The organism is Gilliamella sp. BG3, assembly GCF_046635605.1.
Classification (GTDB): domain Bacteria; phylum Pseudomonadota; class Gammaproteobacteria; order Enterobacterales; family Orbaceae; genus Gilliamella; species Gilliamella bombi.
Map to the genome: position 1 here is coordinate 1 of NZ_JBIDFE010000023.1, position 12,795 is coordinate 12,795.

A 12,795-nucleotide genomic window follows, 5' to 3' on the forward strand; every position below is an offset into this window, starting at 1 on the left:
TTGATTTTATTTAATTTTTTATTTTTATTAAAATCAACCAGTTATACAGAAATTTCTATTTTTTATACAAAATACCGTCTACACGGCAGTGAACTAATCGATTTAAAGCAAGTAGTGATAAAACAATTTCTAAACTGCCTACTCGGCGGTAAACATTAACTTGATTTCGTACACTGATGACGTTATTTTCTAAACCGCCTACTCGGCGGTAAACAAAATCCATTGGCGGTTCTTGTGTCGCTGCTGTTTCTAAACCGCCTACTCGGCGGTAAACTTCGTAATTTGAAGAAAAACGTATCTCTGAAATTTCTAAACCGCCTACTCGGCGGTAAACTGTAAAATATTTCGCTGTTAGATTGTTCGGTTCTTTCTAAACCGCCTACTCGGCGGTAAACTAAAAGATTTGGAAATTAAATCAATAATCGAATTTCTAAACCGCCTACTCGGCTGTAAACAAAAAGAATTAGCTCGGCAGATGCTTGCTTACTTTCTAAACCGCCTACTCGGCGGTAAACTTGCGGATAACGATTTTGCGGGTACAACTATTTTTCTAAACCGCCTACTCGGCGGTAAACTTAGCCAATGGATATAATTTCCCTAGAATAGATTTCTAAACCGCCTACTCGGCGGTAAACACGTCAGGGTAATACGATAACAGAGTCGATTTTTTTCTAAACCGCCTACTCGGCGGTAAACCCAGTAAATCATCAAATGAAATTGTGTTACTTTTTCTAAACCGCCTACTCGGCGGTAAACATAGTGTGTTTTAATTTTATTATGGCTTTTCTTTTCTAAACCGCCTACTCGGCGGTAAACAAGTTACATACACGGTTCAAGGTTGGCGACAATTTCTAAACCGCCTACTCGGCGGTAAACTGTTGCTCGTTCTCGCTGTCCATTTTTACCACTTTCTAAACCGCCTACTCGGCGGTAAACTTTAAATCTTATTCGTTAATACGACCCCAGCATTTCTAAACCGCCTACTCGGCGGTAAACTAGTAGTCATTTTTATAGATTCCAGTAGTCACTTTCTAAACCGCCTACTCGGCGGTAAACGTATTTAGAGCAAGGATTGTTTAATAATATAATTTCTAAACCGCCTACTCGGCGGTAAACTTAGCTCTATTTCTGGAAAATCAAGCGCGTCATTTCTAAACCGCCTACTCGGCGGTAAACTAGAAACCGATATAATATAAACCTTGTTTCGCAAAAGACAAATAGGATTTTTGCTTTTGAAAACCCTTTTTTTTAGAGCTTTTTTAGTGTGTTGTTTTTATTTGATTTTATTTATTGTTAAAAAAAAAGGGTTAGCAATAGTTTGATCTTTTTAAAATGAGTGAAATTATCTGTTCAAAAATTCATTTCTTAACTCACCATCCAAAATATTTAAAATTTCAAGCTTTCACTAGCGACTATTTGGCATTAACAACTAACATTAGCTATGAGTATTAATATGAATTAAAACAAATAAATCCCTTTAGTTTGCCGCATCAGGCCGATAACTGTTATAATCTTTATTATTATTTTCAATGTTGGATCACCTACTATGTACATCATCTACGGTATCAAAAACTGCAACACGATGAAAAAAGCTTTTACTTGGCTTGATGATCATCATGTAAGCTATCAATTTCATAATTATAAAACCAACGGGCTTTCAGACGAGCTGTTGGATGATTTTTTACAATTAGTTGATTGGCAAAGCTTGCTCAATACACGAGGTACTACTTGGCGTAAGTTAGATGAATCTATTCGTGCTGAGGTCAATAATGCTCAAACGGCTAAAAAGATTATGTTAGCCAATCCATCTATTTTAAAACGCCCTTTGCTTATCGATGGGAAGCGTGCATTGTTGGGCTTTTCAGAGGAACTTTATTCACAATTTATTTCGCAATCTGAATAAAAATCGAGACCACTATGACTGAACCTGTTATTGCACTGACTCAAGCACTCATCGCCGAAAAATCAATAAGTCCTGACGATAAAAATTGTCAAAAAATGATTATTGAACGGCTAAAACCGCTCGGTTTTACTATTGAAGAAGTTAATATTGGAAAGACCAAAAACTTATGGGCTTATCATGGCGAAGCTAACAGCAAAACCTTAATGTTTGCAGGACATACCGATGTCGTACCTGCAGGTGATGAAAGCAAATGGCTTTATCCGCCATTTTCGCCAACCATTGATGAACAAGGCGTGCTTTATGGACGTGGTGCATCTGACATGAAAAGTGGCGTTGCTGCCATGGTTTGTGCGGCTGAAGATTTTGTTAAGCAACATCCAAATCACGCTGGGCGAGTAGCTTTTTTAATTACATCGGACGAAGAAGCCGATGCAACCGATGGCACTGTTAAGGTTGTCGATTTGCTAATGAAACGTCAAGAACGTGTTGATTATTGTATCGTGGGCGAACCGTCAAGCGATGCTGTACTTGGCGATCAAATTAAAAACGGTCGCCGTGGTTCACTAACAGCTAATTTAGTTGTGCATGGTATTCAAGGTCATGTGGCCTATCCTCACCTTGCCGATAACCCTGTCCATCGCTTTGCTCCTGCATTAAATGAACTAGTTAGCACTGTTTGGGATGAAGGCAATCAGTATTTTCCTCAAACAACTATGCAAATTGCCAATATTAATGGTGGTACAGGTGCCGAAAACGTTGTGCCGGGTGATCTAAGTGTGCAATTTAACTTTCGCTATAGTAGTGAATTGACCGATACGATAATTAAAGCGCGCGTTGAGCAAATTTTACAAAAACATAATTTGAACTATACGTTATCTTGGCGATTATCAGGACATCCTTTTTTGACGCCACAAGGCGATTTAACTAATGCTGCTGCAAGTGCTATTAAGGAATTTACCAACATTGATACCAAGCTATCGACCAGCGGCGGTACGTCGGATGGACGCTTTATTGCTAAAATGGGCTGTCAAGTGATCGAACTAGGTGTATTAAATAAGACTATTCACAAAATCAACGAAAACGCCAACTGCAAAGATATAATTACCTTAACTGCAATTTATAACCGCATATTAGAAAAATTACTGTTGGCATAATTGCGGCACAATTGTTATTGTGCCTAGCTATTATAACTTGGAGATAGCGATTTTTATCTAAGAGGAAGTACGATGGAATGGCTTAAAGATTACTGGTGGATAATTGTGGTGATTTTAATTGGGATTTTTATTAATACTATTAAGGCGCTGAATCGACTAAGTTATAAAGCGTATCTTGAAAAAAAGAAAGGGATAAAACCTATCCCTTATCAAGATGATGACGACGATTGGCCATCAACAAATTCGACGAAGAAAAAATAACTCCCTACTTAACGAAAGTCTTGGCTACTACTATCAAATAAGGCTTGATGACGGTAGCGATCAACCCACATTGCCGTTGCGCCACATACCGCAATAGGCATAACAATTAAATTAAGCAATGGCACCATGGTAAAAAAGCTGACTATCATACCAAAAGTTAAATTATCTACCCGATCTTGCTTGAGTAATTCACGCATACGGTGAAAAGTAATTTTGTGGTTATCAAAGGCATAATCAGCATATTGGATATTAATTTGCCAAGCGGTAAATAAAAACCAAACCACTGGCGTTACTGATTGCCCAATAACAGGAATAAAGTAAGTTAGCAGTATCGGAATTGCCCATAATAAATAGTTAAGTAGTTTTTGTAATTCACGGCTAAAAATACGAGGAAGATCCTTAATAAGACTTATCCACGACATATCTGCTGCGGGGATCCCCGTTAACTGTGCTTCAACTTGTTCAGCTAACAAACCATTAAACGGAGCCGCTATAATATTGGTTACCGTACTAAAGAAATAACAAAACAAAATAACCAAAGCTAAAATAACCATAAAAACAATAATATAACCAAGCCAATGCAACCAACTTGGCATATACGACACTCCCCAATCAACCATGCCCGAGATAGCCGTAAAGAACCAATAAAATAATGCTGACATAATCACAACATTGGCAATTAATGGTAAAAAAACAAATCGCTTAATGCCTGGACTAAACGCCAATGACCAACCTTTAAAAAAATACTCAATACCTGTTGTGGGTTGATTGTTTGGATTTTGAGTTTGTTTTTTTGAATGGCGATGTTGTGCTTGGTTTTCTAATTTATTTTGCGTCACATTCAATTCCTTTTTAATTAAAACGAATTATGTTGAAACTAGTTAAGTTTAAACTAGTTGGGTAAAAATTAAGTTGAACTTAAACATGGTAACTATTGTAAACATAGCCCTTGGTAACCTGCAATGATAATCAGCTATCTTTATTATTGGTTTTTTCGTCAAAAAGCACATTATTGCCATTATTTACTAACTATGAATCGCTAACTATGAATTACTAATTTGAATTGCTAACCATGTTTTGATCTCTTGCTTGATGGTTTGCATTAATGCATTTTTTCCTGCAAGTTGATATGAACTAATGAGCAAAGATTGATTGTTTTTGCTTTTTATCAGTGCTGATAACACAGGCAATGTTAGTTGTTGCTGTGGTTGTGGTTTTCGCGATTGTTGATGCTTTTGATTATAGCGAACTAATCGACACAGTGTGGCATAAGTGGCTTCAAACGGTCGATGATAGTGAGCAAATCCGTTTAGTTCATCAAAATCGTAAGCGTTTAAATCTTGTGTTAGTGGAGAGATATTCTTACTTTCAATCATCTCAGTAAATGGTAAATCAATAATATCTTTGATCCAATAAACATTACGCTGTAATTTTTGTTTTAATTTAATGGTTAGATTTCGCCCTGAATCGGTTAATGGCTTTAGCGCCATAACTGAATAACTACCACTATTTGCCTGTTTATGACTACTGACGTGCACCAAAACAAACCCACAAGCAATCCAAAATTGGTAATTAGACGGGGTATAAGCAAAGCTAACCGATAAAAAGTCAATATTCTGAGCTTTGGCATCTTCAAAGATAGCTTGCACAAGTTGCCTTGCTATATTTTGTCGCCGATAGGCACTAATAACCGCAATACGATTAATCCGAACTGAGCGCAATTTAGCCGCCTGCGGCTCACCTGCGTGGGCGACTAACGACTGTGCTACTAAATTACCTTTTGGTCGACGCGTACCTTGCCACACTTCGGTGATTAAACTATCAGGTAAGTTACCTTCAACAACAGTGAGTGCAGCAGCTATTTGGTTATTGTTAGCTGTTGCTTGCCAAATTGTCAAATTTTGCGCATCAAACAGACGTCTTAAATCAACTAACGTAGTTTGGTAATGAGCTACTTTCAATAAATAAAATATCGATCTTAATATATCAGCATCATTACGTTGAACTTTTGAATATTGGATTGATGATGAGCTTACATCAAAATTATCGCCCTTGGTTAATAAACCATTAAGTAACAACCGATCACTAAATTGCTCTAACATATCACCAGCCTGCCAACGAATGGGGGTAACTAGCTGAAAACATTGGCATGCTTTACCTGATAACAATTTCAACAAAAAGCCCTGTCCTGTGCCCTCATACCCATCAGCAGTCGTTGTTAATAATACTCGAGTGTTATTTGTTTTAGCTAGTTTTAACAATTTTTCCAGCATGGGAAGTGGGATCATGGCAGCTTCATCAATAATTAAATAATCGGCAACGGTAATACATGATTGAGCAATTAATTCATCTGGGGCAAAAAATGGGGTATCGGGCTTAGCAAAAGCAAAAAAGGTGGTCAGTGCTGATTTATTTGGTGCTGTCACAATACAACGTTGGTAATGGCTAAATAACCCAGCTAGTGCCGATTTACCGCGTCCACGTTTAGCGACTAATACGTTAATAGGCTTAGTGCTATTTAATAATTGTTTTAAAGTTGCTTGTTGCTCGGCTAAATCACAAACGTCATCAATAATAACTTCAGGCAAGGATATCTTAGAGGATATAACCTGTTTTGATGAAATTTTAGGATAAATTGATAAACCAAATTCAGTTAAAGTCTGTATTAAATGTGCAACGAAATTAGGCACATTAATGGGCATTTGGCTTTCGTTCCAGCGTAAGCTATCTTGATCATGCCAAGTAGACAGATTCTTAGGCAAGAATAAAACCAATATACTACCTTTAACTAACGTGCCAACAAGCATAGCAAAGGCATCAAGATTAAATCCTACCGTTGCATCAAAAATAGCATGTCGATACTGCCGTCCCAACAACTGTTTAGTTTGATTGGGCGGTATTACATCAGAAATTAATGTATTGGGTAAATAACTAGAAAGTTCAAAGTGAGATGTAACCGTTAACCAATCACCTGAGTAATGACAAATAGCCTGGCTAAGTTGCTCGAATAACTGTGTGGCTTCACCCTGTAACACCCATAGCGTTCTTGTGCTGTTGGGATACTTGTGCATAAGGTTAACTTTTTCCAATTAACAACGACAAAATACCTGCAGCAATCAGAGGACCAACAGGAATACCTTTGAAAAAAGCCACACCAATTAGCGTACCAATAATTAAACCATTAATAATTGTAGGGTGTGCACCAATGAGGGATATACCTCGCGTACCTAGCCACGATACTAAAATTCCAACAAAAATAGCTAATATAGATTGCCAAGTGCTAAATGATTTAGCAATATCGCCTATTTTTAACGAGCCATCAGCTAAAGGCACCATCATTGCGGCAGTTAAAATAACAATACCAATTGTTAAGCCATATTGATTTAAAAATGGAAAATAAGTGGCAAGCGGCGTTAATTTAAACAGTAACAATAACAGCACTGCAAATGTCACGGTATTATTGTGTGTTAAATAACACAGCGCCGCTAACCCCAAAAGTAGAAAAAAAGAGATATCAAACTGTGCAAACATTAGAAAGGAACACCAATTCGTTTTGCTACTTCTTCATAGGCTTCAATCACACCACCCAAACCTTGGCGAAAGCGATCTTTGTCCATTTTTTTCATTGTCTCTTTTTCCCACAAACGACAACCATCAGGAGAAAACTCATCACCCAAAGTGATTTCGCCTTTAAATAATCCAAATTCGAGTTTGTAATCAACCAATATTAGTCCTGCTTTATCAAACAAATCAGTCAAGATGGTGTTAATTTTAAAGCTAAGTTCTTTCATTCTTGCAAGTTGATCATCGCTAGCCCAACCGAAAGCCTTGCAGTGTGATTCATTAACCATTGGATCATGCAATGCATCGTTTTTTAGGAATAATTCAAACGTAGGAGGATTTAAAACTTTACCTTCTTCAACTCCTAAACGTTTAACTAAAGAGCCCGCGGCTCGATTACGTACTACACACTCAACAGGTATCATTTGCAACTTTTTAACCAGCACTTCATTGTCAGATAATAAGGCTTCAACTTGAGTTGGAATGCCAGCTTCACACAATTTGCTCATAATAAAATAGTTAAATTTATTATTAACCATGCCTTTACGATCTAACTGTTCAATACGCAAGCCATCAAATGCCGATGTATCATTACGAAACTCAAGAATTAATAAATCGGAGTTTTCGGTGGTATATACTGTTTTAGCTTTACCACGATAAAGCTCAGCCAACTTTTTCATGTTTATAACCTTATATCAATTGCCAATAAATAATTAAGGAGCTATTCGCTCCTTAAATTCCAAACTTACTCTTGATTTGCACCGCTTACTGCTGTTGCTGGTTTTTTGCCTTCGGCATTTTCTTTTTCAGCCTCTTTATCTTGTGCTTTTCGTGGTACAGTCCGAACTGAATCAGGTGCAACATCATCCATTATGTCATTAAATAAACTTACAACATAGCGTTGCACTTCAATTGGTTGCGAAATTAAATCTTCAGTACCACGGGTTAATGAGGTGATTGAAATGGTGATTGTTTCAGTATCGCCTACCAAGTTTCGTGTCATTGAATAAGTGGCTTCAACGGCTCGATTTTCGTCTGCACGCACCATAAAGGCTTTATTGGTTTTAATGCTGTTATTATCACGGCTAGCGATAAAGATATTTTTCTTATTTAGGCTGTTAGGAATACGATCCCAGACATTATTGCTTAATGGCACATTAAAAGTGACCGAACCGTTATTATAAATCGCAAATGCATCTTGAATAGTTGGGATCGGTAAAATTGGCGGTCTAATATCAAGCTTTTTACCTAATTCGCCTTTAACCTCAGTTTTAACAACATAAAAATCGCCACTTTCCGCAGGCACCGAAACACCTTCAGGAATAATTAACGGTTTTAACGTAGGTGATTTAAGGTAATCTTCATTACCTTCAACTTCACGCTTATAATTTTGATCACTACCACAGCCAACAAGAAATAAAGAAGTCACAACGGTTAAAACAGCTGTTTTTTTAATGACGTTACCTTTAAATAAGGTTAAGTTTAATGTTCTGTTTAATGTGCTATTTAACATAAATATCTGCTTTTAAAATTAAAGGTTATATTACAATAAATTCGCGTCTTTTAACGCTTGTTCAACCGCAGGAATTGACGATGTGCTCAATGAGACCATTGGTAATCTAATTGTTGCATTTTGCATTAAACCTAATCTTGCACAAGCCCACTTAGCTGGTGTTGGATTGGGTTCAATGAACAAATTGTGATGTAAAGCCATTAAAGTATCGTTTAAATTGCGGGCTTCTTTAATTTGATTATTAGCCGCAAGCTGACAAACTGTAGCAACCGCCTTAGCTGCAACATTAGCTGTAACAGAAATAACGCCATCGCCACCTAAAATCATAAAATCTAAAAAGGTTGAATCATCACCACTCAATAATTTAAAATCAGGCCCAACCAATTTTCGAGTAGGATAAACTCTCGAAAGATCGCCTGTTGCATCTTTTAATGCAACAATATTTTTGATTTTAGCTAACCGTCCAACAGTTTCAGGCTTGATATCACTACTCGTACGGCCTGGTACATTATATAAAATCTGTGGCAACTCCGTACTTTCGGCAATAGCTTTAAAGTGCTGATACATACCTTCTTGTGTCGGTTTATTATAATAAGGTGCAACCGTTAAACAGCCTACGACGCCAATATTTTCGACCTTACTGGTTAATTCTATAGCCTCCTTCGTTGCGTTTGCGCCTGTGCCAGCAATAATGGCAATGCGCCCATCAGCATAGTCAATTGTTCTTTTAATTACATCAATATGCTCATGGTGATCAAGTGTTGCTGATTCGCCTGTTGTACCAACCGAAACAATACCCGATGTTCCATTTGCAATATGATATTCGACCAATTTTTTTAAGCTTACGTGGTCAACGTTTCCTTTTGTATCCATGGGAGTAACAAGTGCGACCAGACTTCCTGTAAACATAAAATGACCTCTCATATAATTGGTTTATAACACAACGTAAAGAATAAAAATCTGCGGATAAGTATGCGATATTTCTAGACTAAATTCAACTTTTGTTATACAGGATTATCAATATCGACAAAAATAACCTCAACACCGTAACAGCTCGCTAACCATTCACCCAATTTTTTAATACCGTAACGTTCGGTAGCATGGTGTCCAGCGGCATAAAAATTAATACCATATTCACGTGCAATATGGATAGTGCGTTCAGACACTTCGCCAGTAAAAAAAGCATCCACTCCCATTAATGCTGCTTGTTCAATATAATCTTGCCCTCCACCACCACACCATGCAATACGATTAATAACTTGTGGAGCATTATCTCCACAAAATAGTACACGTTGTTGGTTATTGTGTAATACTTGCTCAAGTTGTTGTTTAAATTGTAAAGCAGTAAGTGGCTTGTTTAATGTACCAGTAAAAAGCAGATCGGTAATGTCATTGCGTTTATCGACTGAAATACCCAATAAGTTAGCCAGTTCAATATTGTTGCCCAAAACAGCATGACCATCTAATGGCAAGTGATAACCATATAAATTAATATCGTTAGTTAACAGTGTTTTAATCCTTTGATATTTAATACCTGTAATGGTTTGTGGTTCACTCTTCCAAAAATAACCATGATGAACCAGAACTGCGTCAGCTTTTAATTCAACCGCCTTATCTAACAATAACTGGCAAGCGGTCACGCCTGTGACAATTTTATTCACTTGCTTGCGCCCCTGCACTTGCAATCCATTTGGTGCATAGTCACGATAACGGCTAATTTGTAGTTCGTTATTAATAATCTGTTCTAATTCAAAGTTGTGCATTATTCGCTCAATTTTAATATTATTTAATGATAATTGATGATTATAATCACTTTAACCAATAATCGCACCTACTCATTGGTTTAATGTAATTTGAATAAAACTACTGTATTGGCTTTTTACAAAAATTAACAAATTGAATACAAACTCTTGTAGCCAATGCTAGGCGAACTGGTTAAAAGATGGCATAATAACACCTTTTTTGATAGATAAGAAAAATTAACGTGCCAAACGCCAAATTATGTGAACGCTTTCGTGGGTTTTATCCTGTTGTAATTGATATTGAAACATCTGGATTCGATCCAAAACTCAACGCTATTTTAGAAATCGCCGCTATCACCTTAAAAATGACCCCAGATGGTTGGCTAGAGCCAGATCAATCCTTACAATTTAATGTCAATCCATTTAGTGGTGCAATTTTAGAGCCTGCAGCCCTTGCTTTTAATGGCATTGATCCTGATAATCCACTTCGTGGCGGTGTTGACGAAAAGCTCGCCTTAGACGAAATTTTTAAAATGGTTAGATCTGGCATAAAAGCTAGTGAATGTACTCGAGCAGTGATTGTTGCTCATAACGCACACTTTGATCATAGTTTTTTAATGGCGGCTGCTGAACGCACAGGCATAAAACGCAACCCATTCCACCCATTTGCTACCTTTGACACTGCGTCACTCAGTGGTTTGGTTTTTGGTCAAACAGTGCTCGCCAAAGCCTGTCAAGCAGCGCAAATCACATTCGATCATAAGCAAGCTCACAGTGCGCTATATGATACACAAAAAACGGCAATACTTTTTTGTAAAATTGTTAATCGACTTAAATCACTTGGAGGATGGCCTTTGGCAGTTACAGATTCCGATGTAGATACAAAAATCGAAAAAGATTTAGATAATAAACAACAATATGAACAGTAACAATTTCAAGAGTAAACAGTATTAATTTACAAAAATAAAAAAGCGCGCCTATTTTGCGCGCTTAATTTACCATACTGCATTAAATTAGGATTTATACTTTTCCGCAGTTTGCTTAATAAGCGTTTGCAGTTCGCCTGTTTGAAACATCTCTAACATAATATCACAGCCACCTACTAATTCGCCTTCCACCCATAATTGTGGAAACGTTGGCCAATTAGCGAATTTAGGTAATTCGGCACGAATATCAGGGTTTTGTAAAATATCAACGTAAGCAAACGCTTCACCACATTGCGACAAAACCTGCACCGCCTGAGCCGAAAAGCCACAGCTTGGCAATTTTGGCGAACCTTTCATATATAAAATAATCGGGTTATCGGCAATTTGTTTTTTGATTTTGTCGAGTGTTGTCATTTCAGTCGTCATGCGATTTCCTTGGTAATTTATTGTAATAATGCGAGCTATTTTAACGTACAATTTTGCTTGTTCCTACTGGTATCTTATAACCAAGCTACTTAATGGGGATTTTTAGAGCAAATTATGGAGGCGTTATTTTTTTAAAACAATTAAAATAAAAATAATAAAACCAACCTAATCCCTGACGTTTTTTTGCTGGAAAAAGTGGGTTTTACTGGATTTACCTTTGTAAGACTCCTCTTTGTCGGTTCGTGCGCCACCTGCTTACACAGAAAGCGCTTACTTTAATTCGTTATCTTTAATTCGTTATCTTTAGTTAACCTATCAATCTAGGATTAAGAATTAAATGCTAAGGAGTTGTACAAATCACATACGAGGAGAAACTTGGAAAAAGACCCATCACGCTACCATTTCCATTTACAACGAATGAATCATCACCTGTCCAGTACTCTCCGAAGCGGTTGAAGTTTGTACCAGGGTAACCGGCCAACAGCCCCCATTCCGTAAGAAATCCTGCCCCTATTCGGCGCTGATAATGATTACCTGTTGATGATGGCGTAGCACCGACAGCTCCATTACATCGCCTATCTGTATTCAAACCAAAACACACAGCATTAGTCAGATCCTTTACCTGTGGTATACGATATCCTAACCCCCTACACCAATCAGCTTGCTGAAAAGAATACGCTCCTTGATCTCCTCTGTGAACAAACCACTTTTGTAATACAAATGCATATCTTACTATCTCATTACCGCTTCTATCTCTCCCCACTAATACGAATTCCCACGGTAACCTTGGTACAGTAATTCGACTTGGATAAGGATTATACCATTGAAATCTAGCCTCTGGCCCCTTTAGAGTAACACGTGTTACCATTTCTTTAGTCCATCTATCGTTTGTCATTGTCCTTTTTACGGTGACGGTTATTCCATCATGCGTGACTGGTGTCCATGTCAATTGATCTGGATCAACTCCCTTTATCGCTAAATCAAAAAATAATCCATCAGCCCCTGTGGTTGGAAAATTAGATTTTGGATCTGATTGAATGGGAAATCCCTCTTTTGTATTCCATGCGTCAATAGGACCTGCATATTGATCTGTACCCCAATCCTTATTTGGCCTTACATAACTAATAGCAGGTACAAAAGGTTCATCTGGTAATGGTTCCTCTGGTAATATTGTGGCATCACTACGATAATTATTCGCTCGACCACTTGTGCTAGCTAATGCATCTAAACTCCATGAATAGGGCAATAATAACAGCCCCAACACCAACAAGATTTTTCGGGACAACTTCGATGATGAGTTGAGAAATAA

General features: G+C 37.4%; 13 protein-coding genes and 1 CRISPR repeat array. Of the genes, 4 read left to right on the forward strand and 9 right to left on the reverse strand.

The genetic code is table 11. From position 1 onward, the window contains the following. The first annotated feature begins 126 nt into the window (after positions 1-126). Positions 127-1,176: direct repeats of the CRISPR family, unit length 28 nt; unit sequence TTTCTAAACCGCCTACTCGGCGGTAAAC. Between the two features lie 370 nt (positions 1,177-1,546). From ACGH6S_RS10100 to ACGH6S_RS10110, 3 genes are all read left to right on the forward strand, one after another. After that, the gene (locus ACGH6S_RS10100) at positions 1,547-1,903 is read left to right on the forward strand and encodes an ArsC family reductase (protein ID WP_411578807.1); all 357 of its coding nucleotides are present in this window, start codon (positions 1,547-1,549) and stop codon (positions 1,901-1,903) included. A gap of 14 nt (positions 1,904-1,917) precedes the next feature. Next, positions 1,918-3,057, forward strand: coding sequence for a succinyl-diaminopimelate desuccinylase (dapE, locus tag ACGH6S_RS10105; RefSeq protein ID WP_174798145.1), 1,140 nt, complete (start codon positions 1,918-1,920; stop codon positions 3,055-3,057). 72 nt (positions 3,058-3,129) lie between these two features. Beyond that, a complete protein-coding gene (locus ACGH6S_RS10110) occupies positions 3,130-3,318 on the forward strand; it encodes a YpfN family protein (RefSeq protein WP_065589987.1) in 189 nt (62 codons plus the stop codon). Between the two features lie 8 nt (positions 3,319-3,326). Here the strand turns inward: ACGH6S_RS10110 and cysZ are convergent, their stop codons facing one another. From cysZ to ACGH6S_RS10145, 7 genes are all read right to left on the reverse strand, one after another. Then, positions 3,327-4,157 (reverse strand): sulfate transporter CysZ, encoded by an 831-nt coding sequence (gene cysZ, locus ACGH6S_RS10115; protein WP_411578808.1) that lies wholly within the window; start codon positions 4,155-4,157, stop codon positions 3,327-3,329. Positions 4,158-4,361: 204 nt separating this feature from the next. Then, a complete protein-coding gene (locus ACGH6S_RS10120; protein ID WP_411578809.1) occupies positions 4,362-6,389 on the reverse strand; it encodes a tRNA(Met) cytidine acetyltransferase TmcA in 2,028 nt (675 codons plus the stop codon). A gap of 4 nt (positions 6,390-6,393) precedes the next feature. Further along, positions 6,394-6,849, reverse strand: a complete 456-nt coding sequence (locus ACGH6S_RS10125; protein WP_411578810.1) for a DUF441 domain-containing protein — start codon at positions 6,847-6,849, stop codon at positions 6,394-6,396. Beyond that, positions 6,849-7,559: a phosphoribosylaminoimidazolesuccinocarboxamide synthase gene (gene purC / locus ACGH6S_RS10130; RefSeq protein ID WP_411578811.1), complete on the reverse strand. Its 711-nt coding sequence runs from the start codon at positions 7,557-7,559 to the stop codon at positions 6,849-6,851. The genes ACGH6S_RS10125 and purC overlap by 1 nt, the downstream gene beginning before the upstream one ends. Positions 7,560-7,624: 65 nt before the next feature. Continuing rightward, the gene (gene bamC / locus ACGH6S_RS10135; protein WP_411578812.1) at positions 7,625-8,392 is read right to left on the reverse strand and encodes an outer membrane protein assembly factor BamC; all 768 of its coding nucleotides are present in this window, start codon (positions 8,390-8,392) and stop codon (positions 7,625-7,627) included. A 30-nt stretch (positions 8,393-8,422) separates the two neighbouring features. Further along, positions 8,423-9,301, reverse strand: coding sequence for a 4-hydroxy-tetrahydrodipicolinate synthase (dapA, locus tag ACGH6S_RS10140; RefSeq protein WP_065589991.1), 879 nt, complete (start codon positions 9,299-9,301; stop codon positions 8,423-8,425). Positions 9,302-9,396: 95 nt separating this feature from the next. Next, the gene (locus ACGH6S_RS10145) at positions 9,397-10,155 is read right to left on the reverse strand and encodes a Nif3-like dinuclear metal center hexameric protein (RefSeq protein WP_411578813.1); all 759 of its coding nucleotides are present in this window, start codon (positions 10,153-10,155) and stop codon (positions 9,397-9,399) included. 221 nt (positions 10,156-10,376) lie between these two features. Here ACGH6S_RS10145 and rnt point away from each other — a divergent pair, with 221 nt between their 5' ends. Further along, positions 10,377-11,063: a ribonuclease T gene (gene rnt / locus ACGH6S_RS10150; protein WP_208610447.1), complete on the forward strand. Its 687-nt coding sequence runs from the start codon at positions 10,377-10,379 to the stop codon at positions 11,061-11,063. A gap of 84 nt (positions 11,064-11,147) precedes the next feature. On the opposite strand, the gene ACGH6S_RS10155 is transcribed toward rnt, so the two are convergent. Together ACGH6S_RS10155 and ACGH6S_RS10160 are read right to left on the reverse strand one after the other, a co-directional pair. Then, on the reverse strand, positions 11,148-11,474 hold the full coding sequence (locus tag ACGH6S_RS10155; protein WP_034914241.1) for a Grx4 family monothiol glutaredoxin: 327 nt from the start codon (positions 11,472-11,474) through the stop codon (positions 11,148-11,150). Between the two features lie 352 nt (positions 11,475-11,826). After that, positions 11,827-12,732, reverse strand: a complete 906-nt coding sequence (locus tag ACGH6S_RS10160) for a hypothetical protein (protein WP_411579524.1) — start codon at positions 12,730-12,732, stop codon at positions 11,827-11,829. Positions 12,733-12,795: the final 63 nt, after the last annotated feature.

Excerpts from the sequence above, each read along its gene's own strand:
- dapA (WP_065589991.1), bottom strand. The coding sequence starts at position 9,301 with ATGTTTACAGGAAGTCTGGTCGCACTTGTTACTCCCATGGATACAAAA.
- ACGH6S_RS10125 (WP_411578810.1), bottom strand. The coding sequence starts at position 6,849 with ATGTTTGCACAGTTTGATATCTCTTTTTTTCTACTTTTGGGGTTAGCG.
- ACGH6S_RS10155 (WP_034914241.1), bottom strand. The coding sequence starts at position 11,474 with ATGACAACACTCGACAAAATCAAAAAACAAATTGCCGATAACCCGATT.
- dapE (WP_174798145.1), top strand. The coding sequence starts at position 1,918 with ATGACTGAACCTGTTATTGCACTGACTCAAGCACTCATCGCCGAAAAA.
- purC (WP_411578811.1), bottom strand. The coding sequence starts at position 7,559 with ATGAAAAAGTTGGCTGAGCTTTATCGTGGTAAAGCTAAAACAGTATAT.
- ACGH6S_RS10120 (WP_411578809.1), bottom strand. The coding sequence starts at position 6,389 with ATGCACAAGTATCCCAACAGCACAAGAACGCTATGGGTGTTACAGGGT.
- ACGH6S_RS10100 (WP_411578807.1), top strand. The coding sequence starts at position 1,547 with ATGTACATCATCTACGGTATCAAAAACTGCAACACGATGAAAAAAGCT.
- ACGH6S_RS10145 (WP_411578813.1), bottom strand. The coding sequence starts at position 10,155 with ATGCACAACTTTGAATTAGAACAGATTATTAATAACGAACTACAAATT.
- bamC (WP_411578812.1), bottom strand. The coding sequence starts at position 8,392 with ATGTTAAATAGCACATTAAACAGAACATTAAACTTAACCTTATTTAAA.
- ACGH6S_RS10110 (WP_065589987.1), top strand. The coding sequence starts at position 3,130 with ATGGAATGGCTTAAAGATTACTGGTGGATAATTGTGGTGATTTTAATT.